The 19,424-nt window shown below is 32.2% G+C and carries 20 protein-coding genes; 10 read left to right on the top strand and 10 right to left on the bottom strand.

The features are described from left to right. Window positions 1–37: 37 nt before the first annotated feature. The 3 genes from EV145_RS03440 to EV145_RS03430 form a co-directional block, all read right to left on the bottom strand. Window positions 38–754 (bottom strand): ThiF family adenylyltransferase, encoded by a 717-nt coding sequence (locus EV145_RS03440; RefSeq protein ID WP_133523837.1) that lies wholly within the window; start codon window positions 752–754, stop codon window positions 38–40. A gap of 176 nt (window positions 755–930) precedes the next feature. After that, window positions 931–1,581: a TatD family hydrolase gene (locus EV145_RS03435; protein WP_133523836.1), complete on the bottom strand. Its 651-nt coding sequence runs from the start codon at window positions 1,579–1,581 to the stop codon at window positions 931–933. Continuing rightward, a complete protein-coding gene (locus EV145_RS03430) occupies window positions 1,581–2,180 on the bottom strand; it encodes a DUF1684 domain-containing protein (protein WP_133523835.1) in 600 nt (199 codons plus the stop codon). The genes EV145_RS03435 and EV145_RS03430 overlap by 1 nt, the downstream gene beginning before the upstream one ends. Window positions 2,181–2,279: 99 nt before the next feature. Here EV145_RS03430 and EV145_RS03425 point away from each other — a divergent pair, with 99 nt between their 5' ends. The 7 genes from EV145_RS03425 (at window position 2,280) to EV145_RS03395 (ending at window position 9,205) form a co-directional block, all read left to right on the top strand. Further along, window positions 2,280–3,497, top strand: coding sequence for an MDR family MFS transporter (locus tag EV145_RS03425; RefSeq protein ID WP_133523834.1), 1,218 nt, complete (start codon window positions 2,280–2,282; stop codon window positions 3,495–3,497). A 164-nt stretch (window positions 3,498–3,661) separates the two neighbouring features. After that, on the top strand, window positions 3,662–4,030 hold the full coding sequence (locus tag EV145_RS03420; RefSeq protein ID WP_133523833.1) for a BlaI/MecI/CopY family transcriptional regulator: 369 nt from the start codon (window positions 3,662–3,664) through the stop codon (window positions 4,028–4,030). A gap of 6 nt (window positions 4,031–4,036) precedes the next feature. Continuing rightward, window positions 4,037–5,734 (top strand): M56 family metallopeptidase, encoded by a 1,698-nt coding sequence (locus EV145_RS03415; RefSeq protein WP_133523832.1) that lies wholly within the window; start codon window positions 4,037–4,039, stop codon window positions 5,732–5,734. A 77-nt stretch (window positions 5,735–5,811) separates the two neighbouring features. After that, window positions 5,812–6,180, top strand: a complete 369-nt coding sequence (locus tag EV145_RS03410) for a BlaI/MecI/CopY family transcriptional regulator (RefSeq protein WP_133523831.1) — start codon at window positions 5,812–5,814, stop codon at window positions 6,178–6,180. A 5-nt stretch (window positions 6,181–6,185) separates the two neighbouring features. Then, on the top strand, window positions 6,186–8,054 hold the full coding sequence (locus EV145_RS03405; protein ID WP_133523830.1) for a M56 family metallopeptidase: 1,869 nt from the start codon (window positions 6,186–6,188) through the stop codon (window positions 8,052–8,054). A 90-nt stretch (window positions 8,055–8,144) separates the two neighbouring features. Further along, a complete protein-coding gene (locus EV145_RS03400; RefSeq protein WP_133523829.1) occupies window positions 8,145–8,285 on the top strand; it encodes an SsrA-binding protein in 141 nt (46 codons plus the stop codon). A gap of 74 nt (window positions 8,286–8,359) precedes the next feature. After that, complete coding sequence (locus tag EV145_RS03395) at window positions 8,360–9,205, top strand: EamA family transporter (RefSeq protein WP_133523828.1); 846 nt, start codon at window positions 8,360–8,362, stop codon at window positions 9,203–9,205. An 84-nt stretch (window positions 9,206–9,289) separates the two neighbouring features. Here the strand turns inward: EV145_RS03395 and EV145_RS03390 are convergent, their stop codons facing one another. Further along, the gene (locus EV145_RS03390) at window positions 9,290–9,844 is read right to left on the bottom strand and encodes a fasciclin domain-containing protein (RefSeq protein ID WP_133523827.1); all 555 of its coding nucleotides are present in this window, start codon (window positions 9,842–9,844) and stop codon (window positions 9,290–9,292) included. A 353-nt stretch (window positions 9,845–10,197) separates the two neighbouring features. Between EV145_RS03390 and EV145_RS03385 the strand changes: the two genes are divergently transcribed. The 3 genes from EV145_RS03385 to EV145_RS03375 all read left to right on the top strand — a co-directional run bounded on the left by EV145_RS03385 (window position 10,198) and on the right by EV145_RS03375 (window position 12,325). Further along, on the top strand, window positions 10,198–11,148 hold the full coding sequence (locus tag EV145_RS03385) for an LD-carboxypeptidase (RefSeq protein ID WP_133523826.1): 951 nt from the start codon (window positions 10,198–10,200) through the stop codon (window positions 11,146–11,148). An 87-nt stretch (window positions 11,149–11,235) separates the two neighbouring features. Beyond that, window positions 11,236–11,769, top strand: coding sequence for an ExbD/TolR family protein (locus EV145_RS03380; protein WP_133523825.1), 534 nt, complete (start codon window positions 11,236–11,238; stop codon window positions 11,767–11,769). A gap of 25 nt (window positions 11,770–11,794) precedes the next feature. After that, the gene (locus tag EV145_RS03375) at window positions 11,795–12,325 is read left to right on the top strand and encodes an ExbD/TolR family protein (protein ID WP_133523824.1); all 531 of its coding nucleotides are present in this window, start codon (window positions 11,795–11,797) and stop codon (window positions 12,323–12,325) included. A 154-nt stretch (window positions 12,326–12,479) separates the two neighbouring features. Here EV145_RS03375 and rpsA read toward each other — a convergent pair whose 3' ends face one another. From rpsA to cmk, 6 genes are all read right to left on the bottom strand, one after another. Beyond that, a complete protein-coding gene (gene rpsA, locus EV145_RS03370; RefSeq protein ID WP_029270489.1) occupies window positions 12,480–14,258 on the bottom strand; it encodes a 30S ribosomal protein S1 in 1,779 nt (592 codons plus the stop codon). A 355-nt stretch (window positions 14,259–14,613) separates the two neighbouring features. Further along, window positions 14,614–15,156, bottom strand: a complete 543-nt coding sequence (locus EV145_RS03365; RefSeq protein WP_133523823.1) for a hypothetical protein — start codon at window positions 15,154–15,156, stop codon at window positions 14,614–14,616. A gap of 1 nt (window position 15,157) precedes the next feature. Next, window positions 15,158–15,523 (bottom strand): hypothetical protein, encoded by a 366-nt coding sequence (locus EV145_RS03360; RefSeq protein ID WP_133523822.1) that lies wholly within the window; start codon window positions 15,521–15,523, stop codon window positions 15,158–15,160. Between the two features lie 45 nt (window positions 15,524–15,568). Further along, complete coding sequence (locus EV145_RS03355; RefSeq protein WP_133523821.1) at window positions 15,569–16,813, bottom strand: TPR end-of-group domain-containing protein; 1,245 nt, start codon at window positions 16,811–16,813, stop codon at window positions 15,569–15,571. Window positions 16,814–17,228: 415 nt separating this feature from the next. After that, window positions 17,229–18,605: a nucleoside permease gene (locus EV145_RS03350; RefSeq protein ID WP_133523820.1), complete on the bottom strand. Its 1,377-nt coding sequence runs from the start codon at window positions 18,603–18,605 to the stop codon at window positions 17,229–17,231. 69 nt (window positions 18,606–18,674) lie between these two features. After that, the gene (cmk, locus tag EV145_RS03345; protein ID WP_133523819.1) at window positions 18,675–19,367 is read right to left on the bottom strand and encodes a (d)CMP kinase; all 693 of its coding nucleotides are present in this window, start codon (window positions 19,365–19,367) and stop codon (window positions 18,675–18,677) included. Window positions 19,368–19,424: the final 57 nt, after the last annotated feature.

Below are 19,424 nucleotides of genomic sequence, written 5' to 3'. Positions count from 1 at the left end.
TAGCACCTTAGAATCTTAGCATCTTAGTACCTTTTTTTTACTCTTTTGTTATCAAATATCGAATTACAGTTTCTGCTGCGTGAAGTCCAAATAATCCTGGCATGTAGCTGTTTGTTCCGTAGAAAGATTTTTTGAAGTTTTTTCCATCGGTTAATTTTAAACTTTTTTCATCTTGGATTTCTGATGAAAAAACTACTTTCAATTTATTGATTTTTGCTGCTTTTAATCTTTTACGGATTGTTTTTGAAAAATAGCAGTTTATTGTTTTCGAAATATCTGCAACTTTTACTTTAGATGCCAGCATCTTTCCTCCTGCTCCCATGCTGCTTATAATTTTTACTCTTTTGCGTTTTGCAGCAATAATTAAATTTAATTTTGGAGTAATACTGTCAATACAGTCTAACACATAATCAAACTCTGGAGAAACAATTTCAAAAGCACGTTCTGGTGACAAAAACTCTTTTACTCGCGTTAGCTTCAATTCTGGATTTATATCCATTAAACGATCACCAACAATAGTAATTTTTGGCTCACCAACTGTTGAATGCAAAGCGGGTAATTGTCTGTTAATATTCGTAATATCCACAACATCTCCATCAACAATCGTCATGTTTCCTACGCCTGCTCTAGCTAAAAATTCAGCTGCAAATGATCCTACTCCTCCTAATCCTACTACTAATACATTTGCATTACGCAAGTTCTCTAATCCTTCTTTTGTAAATAAAAGCTCGGCTCTTTCTGTCCACTCTGCCATTTCTTCTTTTGTTTATTTTTGTTTTTGTTTTTTCTTGTTTCAAGTTTCAGGTTTCACTGCCTGTCAGGCTGAGCGAAGTCGAAGCCTAACTTCCAATTGTCGCGCCCTTCGACTTCGCTCAGGGTGACATGCTGAAAACTATTTACTATTCACTAATTACTACTTACTATTCACTCTTAACTTTTCTCAAATACTCTTTTATAATTACTTGAGATAATACCTTGCAATTCCTTTATTGTTATAGTTTTATATTCTGAAGCTAATTCATAAACTTCTTGAATATTTTCTTCAATTGTATCAGTTTCCAGAAAAAAACGATCATTTGGAACATTCTGAAAAACGGTTTTTAAATCCGGATTTCGCAATAAATATTTTCCAAATGAAATATAGAATCCTGCTGCAATCAATTGTTCTGCCAACTGACTATTTTTAGAATAACCGTGAATAATCATTGGTACTGAAATTTTTAATTTCTTCTTAATTTCAATAACTTCCTGAAAAGCCGCAACACAATGAATTACGACAGACTTTTTATATTTTTCGGCTAAAGCCAATTGTTTTTCAAAAACTTCGATTTGCAGGTTTAACGGTACTTCAATACGTTTATCTAAACCGCATTCACCAATTGCCAAACAATTTTTGGTTTGAAGCTTTTCTTCTATGATTTTTAATTCTGCATCAATTTGATTTTCCTTAATATGCCACGGATGAATTCCGATCGAATAAAACGGAATCGATTCATCAAACTCCAACGGATATTGATTAACCAACTCTAGAATAGCAGATTGATTTGTAAATTGATGTGTATGAAAATTAAAAAATTCCATTAATGAAAAGTCTTAACTCCTGCTTTAACTTCAATATTCAAATCATTCTCTAAAGGAACTAGTGGACAAGAATATTTATGATTATAAGCACAATACGGATTATAAGCCTGATTAAAATCAACGGCGATGGTGTTTCCTTTCGGAATTTTCAAATCAATATATCTTCCGCCAATGTAGCTTTCTTTCCCACAGGTCAAATCAGAAAAAGGCAAAAACAAATGATCTTTATATTGTTCTTGTTTAGAAAGATCAATACTTCTGTAAACATTCAATTTTGTGGCAACGCCATTTAAAGTAAAATATAAAGTTCCGTATTTTATATATTTTGGAGTTCTTGTTCCGGTTGTTTTCATTTCGAAAACTTTTTCATTCTTCGCTTTTTCAAACTTTGCGATTACAAAATACTTTTCGTTTATCGGGTAAAAATCTAAAGTTTTAAAAGTCTTTAAATCTTCTTCCATTAACGGACTTGTCTTAGCATCAGCATATTCAGAATTAATTTGCTTCTGAAATTTTTCAGCTTCGCTTTGACTAAATTTCTTTTGGCTGTAGCCAAAATTTAAAATCATCAATATAACAAGTACAATCGCTTTTTTCATCTTAGAAATTTTACGCAAAAATAGTTTAAAAGTAACAAAGCAACAACCGCAATACGTGACAAAGTTTCCTAACTTTGTTGCAAATAAGACTATTTTATAATGCTCAAAACTGCTTTAAACCATTACATCAATAATTTTCGTGGATTTACAAGAGAAATTTGGATACTTGCCATAATCACTTTCATCAATCGCGCCGGAACAATGGTGCTTCCTTTTTTATCTAAATATTTAAAAGAAGATCTTCATTTTAGCTACAATCAGGTGGGATGGATTATGGTTTCATTTGGTTTAGGTTCTATGTTAGGCTCATGGGTTGGTGGAAAACTATCGGATAAAATTGGATTTTACAAAATCATGATTTTTAGTTTATTCACCAGCGGTGTTTCACTTTTTTTCGTTCAATATATAACCTCATTCTGGGGACTTTGTATCGCACTTTTTTTATTGATGACTATTGCTGATATGTTTAGACCGGCAATGTTTGTATCGCTTGGCGCTTATGCAAAGCCAGAAAACAGGACTAGAGCTTTAACGCTTGTTCGTCTTGCTGTAAATTTAGGTTTTGCAGCTGGTCCGGCTCTTGGTGGTCTTATTATTATGGGAATGGGATATTCTGGGCTTTTTTGGGTCGACGGTGCTTCTTGTATTATTTCGATATCTATTTTTGCACTTTTGGTTAAAGAAAAGAAAAAGACAGAACACAATGATAAAACCGAAAGTGCTGCTGAAATTAAATCGGTTTTTCATGATAAAATATTCTGGGTTTTCTTGTTTGTGAGCTTTATCACGGCCATGATTTTCTTTCAGCTTTTTACCACTCTTCCTTTATATCATAATGAGAAATTTGGATTAAGTGAATTTCAGACAGGCTTATTAATGACTTTAAACGGACTTCTGATTTTTTCTTTAGAAATGCCAACGGTTGGTTTTATGGAAAGAAAAGGTTTTCCTAAAATAAAAATTATAATCGCCGGGTCATTCTTAATGGCTTTTAGTTTTGTGTTACTGTTAATAAATATTTGGGCAGGAATTCTTGTAATTGCTATGATTTGTATTTCAATTGGCGAAATCTTGACTTTTCCGTTTTCAAATGCATTTGCCTTAAGCCGTGCGCCGCGCGGTCAGGAAGGCAGATATATGGCTTTGTACACAATGAGTTTTAGTTTGGCACACATTGTAAGCTCAAAAGTCGGCTTTGGAATTATAGCTGTTTTTCACTATCAATTCAACTGGCTTTTTATGGCCTGTAGCGGATTTGTAGCAACACTTTGCTGTTTTTGGATAAAAAAAGCTTTAACACGCGAACGTATTTCTTAAATTTTCATTTTTACATAAATAATTAATTTTCAATTTATTACCTTTAAATTGAAATAATCTCATGCGCCTAAATGGCAATTCAAACTTAAAAAATAGTTAAATAACTAGTTTTATAGTTGTGTAACTAGAAAAATAGTTGTAGGTTTGGATTAAAATTAGGAGACATGCAAAAGTTAACCAACAAAGAAGAAGAAATCATGCAAATTTTATGGAAGCTTAAAAAAGCTTTTGTAAAAGAGATTCAGGCAGAAATTACTGAAGACCAACCGCATTACAATACACTTTCGACTATTGTTCGCAATCTTGAGGAAAAAGGTTTTGTAGCGCACAATGCTTTTGGAAATACGCATCAATACTACCCTATAATCACTCTAGAAGCGTATAGTAAAAAGTATATGAAAACCGCTATTGATAATTATTTTAATAGCTCTTATAAAAACATGGTTTCATTTTTTGCTAAAGAAGAAAAAATTTCTGCAGCAGAATTACGTGAGATCTTGGCTATGATCGAGAATCCACAAGAAGAAAAATAGTCGTTTATGGAAGCACTTTTCATATATATAGCAAAATCAGCAGGTTTAGTTGTAATGTTCTATTGTGTTTATCATTTTTTACTTCGCAAAGAAACATTTTTCAATACAAATAGATGGTTTTTACTTGCAGGTCTTGGAACGTCTGCTTTATTGCCACTTTTGGTTTACACCAAAACAATTTTTGTACAACCAACTCCTGTTTCAAATTTTGAATTAGGTCAAGTATCTCTTTCCCAAAACATTTCTCAAAATATTTCAAATCAATCATTTGAAGTTAATTGGAATTACATTCTGTTAGTAATTTATGGACTCGGCTTTTTAGTTTTATTTATAAAATTCGCATTAGACTTTTATAGTTTGCAATCTGTTTTGAAAGGGAAAAAAATTAAGCAACAAGCCGACTTCAAATTCATTGACACCACCGAAAACATTGCTCCTTTCTCCTATTTTGAGTATATAGTTTACAACTCATCAATGTACACTTCATCAGAATTAGAGAATATTATAGAGCACGAAAAAGTGCATAGCGATCAAAATCATACTGCAGATATTTTGATAGCCCGCATTTTTTGTCTGCTGTTTTGGTTTAATCCAGTTATCTGGCTTTATAAAAAAGCAATCGCGCAAAATCTGGAATTTATTGCTGACAAAGAAGCCGCAAAAAAGTTATCAGATAAAAGAGCGTATCAATACACGCTTTTAAAAATCACAACTCACGAAAGCTGTATCGCAATCACCAATCATTTTTATCAATCATTAATCAAAAAACGAATTGTTATGTTAAACAAGAATCAATCACGAAAAAGGAATTCTTGGAAATACTATGTTGTAATTCCAGCACTTGTCTCTTTTGTTTTGTTATTTCAAATCGAAGTAATTGCAAAAGAAAGACAGCAAGCCAGTAGAAATGAAGTTTCTAAAACAGGTAATTCTGTCGATGTTTACAAAATCTCAAAGAAAGTCACAGATCAAGAATTAAAAGAAATTGCCGAAAATTTAAAGAAAAAACACGACGTTAAAGCTTCTATTTCTGATGTAGAGCGAAATTCAAACAATGAACTTACTTCTATTAAAGTTGAAGTACAAAAAGGTTCTCAGCAAAATCAAACTTTTATGGTGAGAGGAAGTAAAGCCATTAAAGATTGCCAAATTATTGTTACAACAGAAGATGATGGATCGATAAAAATTGACTTTTTATCTGAAAATCAAGAAAATCAGGTGAAAGTTGTCAATAAAGAGAGAAAGGTTGAAGTAAAAAATGTTCAAAATTCTAAAATAGACTGTGATGTTAAAACTACTGATAATACTCATACAAGCGTTACTACAAGCAGTAATGCAAATACTAACGCTACTAATGTAAGCGTAAATACAAATGAATCTGTTAGCGTTAGCGTAAATTCTAACAGCAAGCCAAGTAACAGGGTTATGATATTTACAAACAGTAATGATTCTAATAAATTAATTATCGAACAAAAACCTTTGATTATTATAAATGGCACTATAGCAAGTCCAGATTTTAATATTAGTGATATTGACCAGAAAAAAATCAGCACTGTCACCACTTTATTAGGAAAGTCTGCTGAAGATAAATATGGAGATATTGCAAAAAATGGTGTAGTCGAAATTACAACTAAAACTACGTTTGGAAAAAGTCAGTTTGAAGATTTACAAGGAAAAGTTGTAAAAGGTCATCCAACAAATTAAAATTTACGATTCATTACAATCGAAAATAAATACGAGGCTCATTTAACCAACTATTTTTAACAGCCAAAACCAAAATAATGCAAAAATTAACCAACAAAGAAGAAGAGATAATGCACATTTTATGGAAGCTTAGAAAAGCTTTTGTAAAAGAAATTCAGTCCGAAATTACAGAAGAACAACCGCATTATAACACGCTTTCGACTATTGTGCGCAATCTTGAAGAAAAAGGATATGTTAGTCATAACGCTTTTGGAAATACGCATCAATATTACCCTATTGTGAGTATTGAAGAATACCGAAAAGGCTTTATGAGTACAGCAATTGATAATTATTTCAACAGCTCGTATAAAAGTATGGTTTCGTTTTTCGCCAAAGAAGAAAAAATTTCGGCAAACGAATTACGCGAAATTTTAGCAATGATTGAAAATCCAAAAGAAGAAAAATAATCGTTATGGAAGCACTTTTCACTTTTATCATAAAATCAGGCAGTTTAATAGCTTTGTTCTATTTTGCTTATTATTTTTTACTGCGCAAAGAGACTTTCTTTACCAGTAATAGATATTTTTTATTAGCGGGATTAATTACTTCGGTTGTATTACCTTTTGTAATTTACACAAAAGTAGTCTGGGTTGATCCAGCTCCAATACTCTACTCGCCTGTTGCTCAAACTGCTTCTCTAAATCATGATTATGTTTCGTCGTATAATCAATTGCAAGCTATTGAAGAAGAGCCTTTTGAAATAAATTGGAATCTGGTTTCACTTGCTATTTACGCAATTGGATTTGCTGCTTTTATGCTAAAATTTGCTATCGATTTTTATAGCTTAAATTCCGTTTTAAAAGGAAAAAAAGTAAAACAACAGGAAGACTTTAAATTTGTTGATGTCACGGAGAACATTGCTCCTTTTTCTTATTTTGATTACATCGTGTACAACTCATCACTGTACAGCGAAGCAGAATTACAAAGTATTTTAGAGCATGAAAAAGTACACAGCGATCAACATCATACTGTTGATGTAATTATTTCGAGAATTTTCTGTATTCTTTTCTGGTTCAATCCAATTATTTGGCTTTACAAAAAAGCGATTTTGCAAAATTTAGAATTTATTGCCGATAATGAAGCTTCAAAAAAATTATCAGACAAAAAAGCGTATCAATACACACTTTTAAAAATAACAACACATGAAACTTGTGTTGCAATCACCAATCATTTTTATCAATCATTAATCAAAAAACGAATTGTCATGTTAAACAAAAATCAATCAAAAAAATGGAATTACTGGAAATATTATGCTGTGATTCCGGCCCTTGCAGCTTTTATATTTTTATTTCAAATAAAAACGATTGCTCAAGAGAAAAAAGCTTTGGCAGAAAAAACTGCAGTCACAGAAATTCAAGATGCCGAGGTTTTCAGAATTACTAAATCAACTACAGATCAAGAATTAAAAGACTTAACAGCAAAACTTAAATCAGAACATAATGTTGATGTTACAATTTCAGATTTAAAAAGAAACAGCAACAACGAAATTACTTCTATTAAAATTCAGATTGTTAAAGAAAACGGTAAAAAACAAATTTTGCAAGTAAATAGTACACAAGCAATTAAAGAGTGTAATATTGTATTAAATACAGATGATAATGGTACTAAAAATATTGTTTTAGTTAACGGAGAAACTATTACTACTCCAACAATGGTCAAAACTCAAAATGTAGTTATTACCGATTTTAAGAACGAAGCTGATGCCCCTGAAGCTCCAGATGCACCTGCTCCGCCAAGCGCTCCAGGCAATATGGTTGCTCCTGTTCCTCCTGCTGCACCAGCATTCCCAGCCGGACCACTGCCTCCAGCGCCAGCAATTGATATGTCTAAAATGCCAAAACCTCCTAGAGCACCAAGAGACGCAAAAGACAAAGTCGCAATGGCTCAGTTTGAAAAAGAAATGGCTGAGTTTGAGAAAAAAATGGAAGCTTTTGAACCTGATATGAAGGCTTATGAAAAACAAATCGAAACCATAATGTCCCAACGCGAAGCCATTTTTGAAAAACAAATGGAACAATACGAAATTGCGATGCAGAAATTCAATATGAACATGGACAAATTCAATATTGACATGAAAATGAAATTTGGCAGTGACTCTAAAGAATATGAGAACAACATGAAGCAATATGAGCTGGACATGAGACGCTATGAACTTGACATGAAACAACATGAAAAAGAAATGAAGGAACATGCAAAACAAATGAAACAGCATGCTAAAGATATGAAACAACAGGAAAAGAATAGAAAAATGGCTGAAAGAGACGAAAACAGAAAAGCTTAGTTCTAACCAATTCCTTAACCAAAAATCACTACAAAAGACTTTGCCACTCGCAAAGTCTTTTTTTTATATCTTTGAAAAAACAAATCTGCAATGTATAAAATTTTAGCCAAATTGAATAAAATTCTCTTGCCAAGTTTTACCAAACAAGGTTTAGACATCTCAAAAGCCAAAAAATGGCAAATTGCTATTATTGGCTATCGTGCTTTTGTTACAAAAAAAGCTTTAGGATAATAAATTCTGAAAATTTAATTTATTTTATTTAGCAGAAAATAATAGTTTTATTATTTCTCTGCATTTTTACTTTTATGAAAAATAGAGAAATCAATCTTCCTCCTGTTCCAGCGGTTTTATTAGCGATAATTAGTGTGCAGTGCGGTGCCGCAATTGCTAAAACACTTTTTCCAGCAATTGGCGCTGCAGGAACGGCATCTATACGTATTGGAATTTCAGCTTTACTTTTATTACTGGCCTATAGGCCAAATTTAAAAGCAATTACGCGTGAGCAATGGAAAATTGTAATTCCGTATGGCTTGTCTTTAGGAGCAATGAATCTGATCTTTTATTTTGCCATCGAAAGAATTCCAATTGGCCTCGCTGTAACTTTAGAATTTGTTGGTCCGTTATTGCTCGCAATTGCGGGATCAAAACGTTTAGTAGATTACTGTTGGGTGGTTCTTGCTGCAATCGGAATTTTATTAATTGCACCTTGGTCAAACGAACGAATAGATTCTCTAGGCGTACTATTTGCACTTTTGGCGGGAGCGCTTTGGGCGGCTTATATTGTTTTTGGAGGCAAAATCTCAAAAATAATGAATGATGGTCAAGCCGTTTCTACAGGAATGTTATTTGCGGCGATTTTAGTTTTGCCTTTCGGTTTTTTTGAAAACGGATTGGTCAATCTTACTCCAAAGCTTTTCGGAATGGGAGTTGCTCTTGCGCTTTTATCGAGTGCTATTCCGTTTACATTAGAAATGAAAGCTTTAGGTCAGCTTCCTCCAAGAACCTTCAGTATTTTGATGAGCCTTGAACCTGCGGCCGCTTCTATTTGTGCTTTTATTTTCCTGCAGGAAAGTTTAAGCCTTTATGAAATTCTTGCTGTTGTATGTGTCGTAATTGCTTCTGCTGGAAGTACTTTAACTGCAAAAAGATAATCTGAAATATTTCAAAATTAAAATTCCAAATTCCAACTTTTATATTTGAATTTGGAATTTTAATTATTGGGATCTGATTAAATATTATTTTTTAGGCAATAAAACGGCATCAACCACATGAATAACACCATTCGACTGATTCACATCGGCAATTGTAACTTTAGATTTATTTCCGTTTTCATCGGTAATGTATAAATCTTTTCCATCCATCCAAGCAGTTAAAGTTCCACCACTAACTGTTTTAAGCGTTGCTTTTCCTTTTCCTGCTTTAATTGATTTTGCAATATCTGAAGCATTCATCTTTCCTGCAACAACATGATAGGTTAAGATCGTTTGCAGCATTTTTTTATTTTCTGGTTTCAATAATGACTCAACAGTTCCTTTTGGTAATTTGTCAAAAGCTTCATTTGTTGGAGCAAAAACAGTGAACGGCCCTTTGCCTTTTAAAGTCTCTACTAAATCTGCAGCTTGTACAGCAGCAACCAATGTAGTATGATCTTTTGAATTAACTGCATTTTCGATAATATTCTTGTTTGGATACATTGCAGCTCCGCCCACCATTACTGTTTTTTGAGCAAAAGATGTAAATCCGAATGTTAATGCTAAAATTGCTGTGGCTAAAAATTGTCTAGTTTTCATAATTAATATTTTAAGTTATAAGCTCATTTACGACGATATATTCGTTTTGGTTTTACGAAAAACTGAAATAATTTAAAAAAATATTGAAACATTCTCAAAACATACTGTAAAACAGCGGATTGATTATAAAAAATATTTTTGATTATTTTTATGGTGCAGACAGATTGTACATCATTTTATTATTAAATTCAAAACATATTTTTCATACAAAATCTATCTAAAAAAAATAAGAAGTAAAAAGTCAAAACACTCAATAATTTAACCTCAAAATGACAATTAATCACCACACAAAATCGATTTTTTCTGTTTTAATCTTACTAACTTTTATTCAATGTAAAACCCCAGCTTATAAAATGAATTATCAAGAAAATTATCTTTCAGAAGCAGATAAAGCAATCAAACAATATACAATCCCACCTTACCTCAAAGTAGGTGACTCAATAATGATTGTTGCGCCAGCAGGTTTCCTAACGGATTCAACAGAAATTAATCAAGGAATTGAACTCGCAAAAAGTTGGGGACTTAATATTAAATTAGGGGAAAATCTTTTCAAAAGACACAATCATTTTGCTGGAACAGACTTGGAAAGAGAAAATGATTTGCAAGAAGCTTTAGACAATAAAAACATTAAAGCAATATGGTGCGCCAGAGGCGGATATGGAACTGTTAGAATTGTAGATCAATTGAATTTTACAGCTTTTAAGAAAAATCCAAAATGGATTATTGGTTATTCAGATATCACTACGCTTCATGAACAGGTTCACAGATTAGGGTTTGCCTCTATTCACGCTACAATGCCTGGAGGAATGAGAAGAGCTACACCCGAAGCTAAAGAAACGCTTTATAAATCTTTGTTTGGCCAGGATGTAAGTTATGAGATAATTACAAATCCGCTCAATAAATTAGGCACGAGTAAAGGAGTTCTGATAGGTGGAAATTTATCAATTGTTATGTCGATGTTGGGCAGTAATTCAGACATTGACCCAAAAGGAAAAATTTTATTTATTGAAGATGTTGGCGAAGATTTATACCGAGTAGACAGAATGATGTATACGCTGAAAAGAAATGGCTTTTTGAAAGATTTAAAGGGAATTATTGTTGGTGATTTTGATTATAAAAAAGAAGAAAATATTTTGTTTGGAGGAACACACCGTGAGATTATTTTAAATGCAGTAAAAGAATACGATTATCCTGTAATTTTCGATTTTCCTGCAGGACATATCAGAAACAATCACGCAATGACTTTTGGAAAAAAGGTTAAATTAGAATCTAATGCATCGTCTGTAATTATTTCTTACAAATAAATAAGCCTTTAAAATTATTTTTTATTTAAACTAGATTTATTTTCTGAATAAAATTTTGATTAACTTTAAAATCAAAATCAGATTCATATGCCAAATCTACCGAAAAAAGTTCGAAGCAAAAAGTTAAGCTCAAGAGTTGATTTAACCGCAATGGTCAGCGTTTCATTTTTGCTGATCATATTTTTTATGGTTGTTGGGGAATTATCTAAGGGAAAAGCTATGGCATTGAGTCTGCCGGAAAAATATGAAAATGGTTGGCATCATTGGGGTTGTGGTAGTGGCAGCAATGAACGCACTATAACAGTTTTATTAGATGAAAATAATAAAATCATTACCTATACAGGTTTTTTATTCAATCCTCGTAAAGCTCCAAAAGAAATAAATTATGGGCAAAACGGAATTCGAAAGGAACTTTTTAATCAAAAGAAAGCAATTCTGGAATATTCAACAGCACTGGGAAAACCAAAAAATGGCCCTATTGTAATTATAAAACCAAGCAAAAAATCAAACTTTAAAAATTTGGTTGATATTTTAGATGAAATGGCTATTATAAATATTGAAACGTATGCAATTGTAAATGAATTCACTACGGAAGAATCACAGTTATTAGCTTCAAAATAGTTCAGATTAACTTAAAACTCACGCTATGCAAAATCTACCAAAAAAAGTTAGAAGTAAAAAGTTAAGCACAAGAGTTGATTTAACTGCAATGGTCAGTGTTTCTTTTTTACTGATTATATTTTTTATGGTTGTTGGGGAATTATCGAAACCAAAAGTGATGGAATTTGGAAGACCCGACTGCATAGATGAAGATTACCATCGAGTTTGTAATATGCCGGACGAAAGACGAATCATGACACTGCTTTTAGATGATAAAAACAGAATAATCACTTACACTGGATTGCTATTTGTTCCTATTGATGGACCTAAAGAAATCGAATATGGCAAAAGCGGAATTAGAAAAGAATTATTAGAAAGAAATAAAAAAGTTTTAGAATATTCCGCCGCTTTGGGAAAACCTGGAAGAGGACTTACTGCAGTTATTAAGCCAAGCAAAAAATCAAATTATGGCAACTTAGTCGATATTTTGGATGAAATGAAAATAATAGGAATAAATTCTTATGCGATTGTTAATGATTTCACTCCTGAAGAAACCAAATTACTAGCTTCAAAATAACAGAAATCATTTTCATAAGAGTGTCTCAACTCCGCTCGAACTGACAAACGCGAAACTTGAAACCTAAAACAAAAAGTAAAAAAAAAGTCCCACTATTACTGTGGGACTTTCTATATGGATGTAGAGACGCACAGCAGTGCGTCTCTACTAAGAATTATTTTTTCTCAGTTTTTTCCATTTTAGCTTTTAATGCAGCTAATACATCATTGTTATCTCCTAAAGTTGCAGCTGGTGCATTAGTAGTAGAGTTAGATGAAGTATTTTCAGTTGCAGCTTTCACGTTTTTCTCTTCTTCTTCACGGAAGATAGCAGTGTGAGAAGCAACTACTCTTTTGAATTCTTTGTTAAATTCGATTACTTTGAAATCAGCTGTATCACCTTTTTTCAATTTCTTTCCGTCTTCTTTTTCAAGGTGACGAGTAGGAATGAAAGCAACGATATCATCTCCGAATTCTACAGTAGCTCCTTTGTCAACGATTTCAGAAATTTCACCATTGTGGATAGTTCCTACAGCGAAAGAATCTTCGTATTGATCCCAAGGATTAGCAGTAGTTTGTTTGTGACCTAAAGATAATTTACGTCCTTCAACATCTAATTCTAATACAACTACATCAAGTTTCTCACCAACATTTACAAATTCAGATGGGTGTTTGATTTTCTTAGTCCAAGATAAGTCAGAGATGTAAATTAATCCATCAATTCCTTCTTCTAATTCTACGAAAATACCAAAGTTTGTAAAGTTTCTAACGATACCTGTATGTTTAGAACCTACTGGGTATTTAGAAGTAATATCAGTCCATGGATCTTGAGTCAATTGTTTGATACCTAATGACATTTTACGGTCATCTCTATCTAAAGTTAAGATAACAGCCTCAACAACATCTCCAACTTTTACGAAATCCTGAGCAGAACGTAAATGAGTTGACCATGACATTTCAGAAACGTGAATTAAACCTTCAACACCTTCTGCAACTTCGATAAATGCACCGTAATCAGCGATTACAACTACTTTACCTTTTACTTTATCACCAATAGTTAAATTAGCATCTAAAGCATCCCATGGGTGAGCGTTTAATTGTTTCAATCCTAATTGAATTCTTGTTTTCTCATCATCGAAATCAAGGATTACAACGTTTAATTTTTGGTCTAATTCAAGAACTTCACTTGGGTGGTTGATTCTACTCCAAGAAAGGTCAGTAATGTGAATTAATCCGTCAACACCACCTAAGTCAATGAACACACCATAAGAAGTAATGTTTTTAACAACACCTTCTAATACTTGTCCTTTTTGTAATTGACCGATGATTTCTTTTTTCTGTACTTCGATATCAGCTTCGATAAGCGCTTTATGAGATACAACAACGTTTTTGAATTCGTGGTTAATTTTTACCACTTTGAATTCCATCATTTTGTTTACATATACATCGTAGTCTCTAATTGGCTTAACGTCAATTTGAGAACCAGGTAAGAAAGCTTCAATTCCGAAAACGTCAACGATCATACCACCTTTAGTTCTGCATTTTACAAAACCATTAACGATTTCTCCTGTTTCATTTGCAGAAATAACTCTATCCCATGATTTAATAGTACGTGCTTTTCTGTGAGATAATACTAATTGACCTGTTTTATCCTCACGGATGTCGATTAATACTTCTACTTTGTCACCAACTTTTAAGTTTGGGTTGTAACGGAATTCGTTTAAAGAAATAACACCTTCCGATTTTGCGTTGATATCAACGATAACGTCTCTATCTGTAATTCTAACAACTACACCTTCAACTACTTCTTCTTGATCTGTAGCGATGAAAGTTTTTGAAACTAGTTCTTCGAATTCTTGTAAGTTTTTCTCGTCTACTGCATCAATTCCTTCTTGGAAGTTATGCCAGTTAAAATTTGCTAAAAACTCTTCTTGTGATTTTAATTGTTCAGACATGCTGATAAAAAATTTGTATTCTGTTTTCCTCGAGTTTCATAAAGCAGTAGAAAAAACAGAAGTTGTTTTACATAAATAGTTGATACCTAAAGGAAACTCTTCTTTGCCAAAAGGTTTGCAAAATTAATACAAATATTTGTAATAGCAAAACAATTCTAAATGATTATCAGCCAATTATTCAGGAGCAGAAGATTTCAGGTTTTTCAAGACGTTCAGTCCCGCTATCCGTTTCAATCTTTTGCGCCGAACACCGGCACAAAAGGATTTCCACTTCTATCGGGGCTAGACAAGAATGAGTAGTGGTTTTTAAGAACCGATAAACTGAAGAAGTTGAAACATTAGTAACTTCAAAAAATTACAATTTAGCACCTTGTCTACCATTCTCACTAATTTGTTTCCAAACTTCAGCTCTTGAAAATACTTGCTTCTCAAAAAACAGTTGTACATTAGGAAACTCACCATAAAAACGTTCTGATCCCATATCGAAGCTTATTATAAAATAAGGTGATAAAAAAGCCTTTTCATAATCTGATGACCAAGACAAAGTGAGGGTTGAAAAATGAATTTCTTTAATCTTTTTAATGATATTTTCCGCGACAAATACTCTTTTACTTCTATACAATATACTAATTGAAGTCCAGCTTGCACCATCAAATTTAGCAGTTATTACTTCGCCAGTTTTGTAACTCACATCCGCTTCAGTCAATTTCTTTTTTCCGGAAATTATTTCATTACAAATATTTTCTAATCTCGGATCATTATAATTCAGGACTAAAGCCTCTTTATCAGCAAAAATAAATTTAATACTTTGTGGATACTCTCCCCTATCTTTATGTGCATAAATACTACCACTAAAAAAGAATAAAAAAACCAGAAAAAACATTTTTACTTCTCTCATCTTACTTTTTACTAGTTACATTTCTCTTAATCCAAAACAATCCTCCCAAAACAGAAATCGGCGAAAAAACAAAAATAGCCAACAATTGCGTCCAGGAACTACCACCTGACTTAAAAAGTGAAAAAGTCGCAAAACCAGCCATGATAATAAAAAGCACATAATTGACTTTTAAGTTTCTCGTCTTTGCAATTAATTGAGTTACAAGTCCGCTGATGAACGAAAAAACAGTTCCGTAAACAAATGTCCAAGTCATAAATAATTTCGAAGTCTCTTCGTGCGGATTCACTTCTGAGAATTTAAAAAGCAATATAGAGCTAATTACGAAAATGGCGTAACCGATAATAACTCCTAAAATTTGTCTAATCATAATCTTAAAATTTTTAAATCAAAAATAATTTTTAAAAGAATAATATCAATCTAAATCCAATTCAAACAACTTCGGATTTTCAAATTTGCTTTCATCTAATTGAAAATCTTTATCATAGAATTTCCAAGGCGAATTGGCAAAGAAATACATTTTGTTTTTAACCAAAGTTGCTAATGCAGGTTCATTAAATTCTTCCCTATTATTATCCAAAACTTTAAAATCAATTATTTTAGTTTCGGTTTCATCCAAATTATAACGTACAATCCTAATCGGTACTACTCCATTCTGAATCGCAATTAACGAATTCTTGTAAAAAACCAATCCGTCAATTCCTTTTTTAGAGGTTTCTTCCGAAAATTCTAGCCAGTTTCCTTTTTGAGACTTTATATCAATAGAAATAATTCCTTTCAAATAATCAGCCACAAACAATTTCGATTCCTTTTTATTTAAAGCAATTCCCTGCAGATTAAAAGCTTCTTTTCTCAAATCTTTCCAAACAACTAAATTCTCTTTTTCAATTTTATAAATAATCGGTTCAGCACTATCTGAAATATAAACTTCATTATTTTTAGTCACAATTAAATCTCCAAAAACATGATTTCCATCTACAGCATAACGTTTAATCAATTTTTTCGTGGCAATTTCAATTTTCAAAATTTCACTTTTCCCATCTATTTCTTTAGAAAAACCTTTCATCTCCGGGATTGCTGAGCACGCGACCCATAAATATTTTTCATCCGAATCTGTTTTTAAAGCAAAAACCGAATAAGAACATTCTGTAAACCAATCCGAACATTTTCCATTTTCATCAAAAGAAACAATCTTTTTATTACGAATACTTGATGCCAGCCAAAATTTGCGTTTCTGTAAATAAAGCAATCCTTCCGGATGCAAATCTTTTTCAGAAAGCCTTATTTTCTCTACAGAAGTTTCAATTGTTTTTGATTGAGAAGCTTTCAATGCTAGTAAATCTTTAAAACTTCCCTCCATTTTGATAGATTCAAAATCAGCATCATCTTCAAAAGCAATAGTATTATTTGCCAGAACAATCTTTTTTAAAACCGATAAAGCTTCTTCAATTTTACCATTTAAAGAATAAGCTGATGCCAAATTATAAGTATATGCAGGATGCGTTGGCCGGATACTGTCCAACTGTTTAGCCAACTTCAAAAACAAAACATAATCTTTGCTTTTATACGCTTCAACACTTTGATTGTACAAAACCTTAGTTTGTCCAAAACCAGAAACTCCAATCAAAAGCAAAACAAATAATCTAAATTTCTGCATCATTAAAGCTTTAAAAATGAATTACTAAGTTATCGTTTTTATTTGAAACAGAATGCTACAGAAAACAAGAAACCCGACAGGTTTTAAAAACTGTCGGGTTTACGATATGTAATCATCTTGTCAAAGTTTTAAATTTTGACAAAGGCTTAATTAAAAACTTATTTAAGTTTAGAAATATGCTTGAGAAGTTTTTTCTCGTATTTATCCCTCTCTTTACTTCCAATCTTTCCAGTATATTTCTCTTTCATTTCAGAAAGAGAATGGGATTTTATTTTAGTCTTAGCCATAACAATCATTTATGTTATTCCTTTAACAAAAAATACCACAAAGATTCCCTATTAAGAAATCATTATGGTATTTGTATTTATTTATTTTTTCTACTTTTTCAAAACTAAAGGTCTTGAAAAAAAGACTTCTTTTAGTGACTCAAATTCTCCAATTCCTTAGGATCATGTTTATGCTTAAACAAAACCGCAAAAGCAATTGCAATAACCAAAGCATAAGCCGCAAATGACAACCAGATCGTATGCCAGTCTTTCATTAAAATTGGATTGCTGAAAATTCCTTCCGCAGAAATAGAATTCCCTTGTCCTTTTACAAATTCTAGCATTTTAGAGTTCGTCGCATCAGTTTGTAAAAATCCTGCTAATTCAGTTGTATTAGCAAATGATTTTGTAAAGAAACGATCTATAGCCCAACCAGAAGTTAAACTTCCTAAAACTGCTCCTACTCCATTGGTCATCATCATAAACAAACCTTGTGCAGATGAACGTATTTTTGAATCGGTATTGCTTTCTACAAACAATGAACCTGAAATATTAAAGAAGTCAAACGCCATTCCGTAAACGATACAAGAAAGGATAATCATCCATAAACCACCTACAGGATCTCCAAAAGCAAATAATCCAAAACGCAACACCCAAGCCAACATAGAAATTAACATTACCTGTTTAATTCCGAAACGCTTTAAGAAAAACGGAATTGCCAAGATGAATAATGTCTCAGAAACCTGAGAAATCGACATAATAATAGTAGAATACTTGATAACGAAAGAATCTGCATATTTTGGAAAGTGTTTGAACTCATCTAAAAATACATCTCCATAGGCATTTGTTAATTGTAATGCTCCTCCTAAAAACATAGAAAAAACAAAAAACAAAGCCATTTTATAGTTTGCAAACAATTTAAAAGACTCTAAACCAAATGTTTCAATCCACGTAGCATTTTCCTTAATTAAACGCTGTGGCTCACATTTTGGCAAAGTAAAAGCATAAAAACCTAAAATTAGCGCACCAACTCCAGCAATATAAAACTGATATTCAGTTGCTTTACTTCCGCTCAAATTTGTAATCCACATAGCAACAATAAAACCTATTGTTCCCCAAACACGAATTGGCGGAAAATCTTTTACGATATTTTTATCGTTTAATTTTAATGAAGTATAAGAAATAGAGTTGCTCAAAGCAATTGTTGGCATATAACAGCACATTGCTAGTAGCATTACTGCGATAAAATTATCTGGAGTTGTTACTTGTGCAATTCCAAATAAAACTACTGCATAAAGAATATGAAGAATTCCGTATAATTTTTCAGCGTTTACCCATCTATCGGCAATAATTCCGGTTAATGTGGGCATAAATAAAGAAGCAATTCCCATGGTTCCAAACACTAAACCAAATTGTGTTCCTTCCCAATTTTTGGTTCCAAACCAATAATTTCCAATTGTAATAAGCCAAGCTCCCCAAACAAAAAACTGAAGAAAGCTCATCACGATTAACCTGTTTTTAATTCCCATATATTGAAATTGTCTTTAAAATAAAAATGAAGCGGTAAAACTAACATTTAAAATAATATCTGCAAAAAATTAAGCTGTTTTTACAACATCATTTATTAATTCTAAAACAGCTGCAAACTGTTCTTCTTTATTTAAGTAAGAATTATCTATTTCAATTGCATCGTCGGCAATTACTAAAGGAGAATCGTCACGGTGCGTGTCGATATAATCTCTATCAACAACATTTTTCAAAACTTCTTCGTACGTTACATCATCACCTTTTTGTTGTAATTCATCAAAACGTCGCTGTGCGCGGGTTTCTGCACTAGCGGTCATAAATATTTTTAGCTCAGCGTTAGGAAAAACTACAGTTCCTATATCTCTTCCATCCATCACTATTGCTTTATTTTTTCCCATTTCCTGCTGTTGCTCTACTAACTTAGAACGCACTTCAGAAACTTCTGCAACTTTGCTTACAAAATTAGAAACCTCAATAGTTCTAATTTGTTTCTCTACATTTTCACCGTTTAAATACATTTCTGCAAAACCCAAATCGGCATTGAATTTAAATTCAAGCTGAATATTCGGCAACGCTTCTATTAATTCTTTTTTATCAAAAGAATCAATTGTAATAAGCTGATTCTGCATAGCAAAATAGGCAACCGCGCGATACATAGCACCCGTATCAACATACACATATTCAAGTTCTTTTGCCAGTTGTTTTGCCAAAGTACTTTTCCCTGTTGATGAAAATCCGTCGATTGCAATTGTAATTTTTTTCAATTTTATATTTTTAAATTTTTATTATTTCAAATTCCGAAAACAGTGTTTTGAAAATCA

The sequence above is a fragment of the Flavobacterium sp. 245 genome (genome assembly GCF_004362055.1).
Taxonomy (GTDB): domain Bacteria; phylum Bacteroidota; class Bacteroidia; order Flavobacteriales; family Flavobacteriaceae; genus Flavobacterium.
The sequence above is the reverse complement of the archived record's forward strand: the minus strand, read 5'-3'. Positions and strand labels throughout refer to the sequence as shown.

Coding starts and splice junctions, on each gene's coding strand:
- EV145_RS03440 (WP_133523837.1), bottom strand. CDS start 754: ATGGCAGAGTGGACAGAAAGAGCCGAGCTTTTATTTACAAAAGAAGGA.
- EV145_RS03435 (WP_133523836.1), bottom strand. CDS start 1,581: ATGGAATTTTTTAATTTTCATACACATCAATTTACAAATCAATCTGCT.
- EV145_RS03430 (WP_133523835.1), bottom strand. CDS start 2,180: ATGAAAAAAGCGATTGTACTTGTTATATTGATGATTTTAAATTTTGGC.
- EV145_RS03425 (WP_133523834.1), top strand. CDS start 2,280: ATGCTCAAAACTGCTTTAAACCATTACATCAATAATTTTCGTGGATTT.
- EV145_RS03420 (WP_133523833.1), top strand. CDS start 3,662: ATGCAAAAGTTAACCAACAAAGAAGAAGAAATCATGCAAATTTTATGG.
- EV145_RS03415 (WP_133523832.1), top strand. CDS start 4,037: ATGGAAGCACTTTTCATATATATAGCAAAATCAGCAGGTTTAGTTGTA.
- EV145_RS03410 (WP_133523831.1), top strand. CDS start 5,812: ATGCAAAAATTAACCAACAAAGAAGAAGAGATAATGCACATTTTATGG.
- EV145_RS03405 (WP_133523830.1), top strand. CDS start 6,186: ATGGAAGCACTTTTCACTTTTATCATAAAATCAGGCAGTTTAATAGCT.
- EV145_RS03400 (WP_133523829.1), top strand. CDS start 8,145: ATGTATAAAATTTTAGCCAAATTGAATAAAATTCTCTTGCCAAGTTTT.
- EV145_RS03395 (WP_133523828.1), top strand. CDS start 8,360: ATGAAAAATAGAGAAATCAATCTTCCTCCTGTTCCAGCGGTTTTATTA.
- EV145_RS03390 (WP_133523827.1), bottom strand. CDS start 9,844: ATGAAAACTAGACAATTTTTAGCCACAGCAATTTTAGCATTAACATTC.
- EV145_RS03385 (WP_133523826.1), top strand. CDS start 10,198: ATGAATTATCAAGAAAATTATCTTTCAGAAGCAGATAAAGCAATCAAA.
- EV145_RS03380 (WP_133523825.1), top strand. CDS start 11,236: ATGCCAAATCTACCGAAAAAAGTTCGAAGCAAAAAGTTAAGCTCAAGA.
- EV145_RS03375 (WP_133523824.1), top strand. CDS start 11,795: ATGCAAAATCTACCAAAAAAAGTTAGAAGTAAAAAGTTAAGCACAAGA.
- rpsA (WP_029270489.1), bottom strand. CDS start 14,258: ATGTCTGAACAATTAAAATCACAAGAAGAGTTTTTAGCAAATTTTAAC.
- EV145_RS03365 (WP_133523823.1), bottom strand. CDS start 15,156: ATGAGAGAAGTAAAAATGTTTTTTCTGGTTTTTTTATTCTTTTTTAGT.
- EV145_RS03360 (WP_133523822.1), bottom strand. CDS start 15,523: ATGATTAGACAAATTTTAGGAGTTATTATCGGTTACGCCATTTTCGTA.
- EV145_RS03355 (WP_133523821.1), bottom strand. CDS start 16,813: ATGATGCAGAAATTTAGATTATTTGTTTTGCTTTTGATTGGAGTTTCT.
- EV145_RS03350 (WP_133523820.1), bottom strand. CDS start 18,605: ATGGGAATTAAAAACAGGTTAATCGTGATGAGCTTTCTTCAGTTTTTT.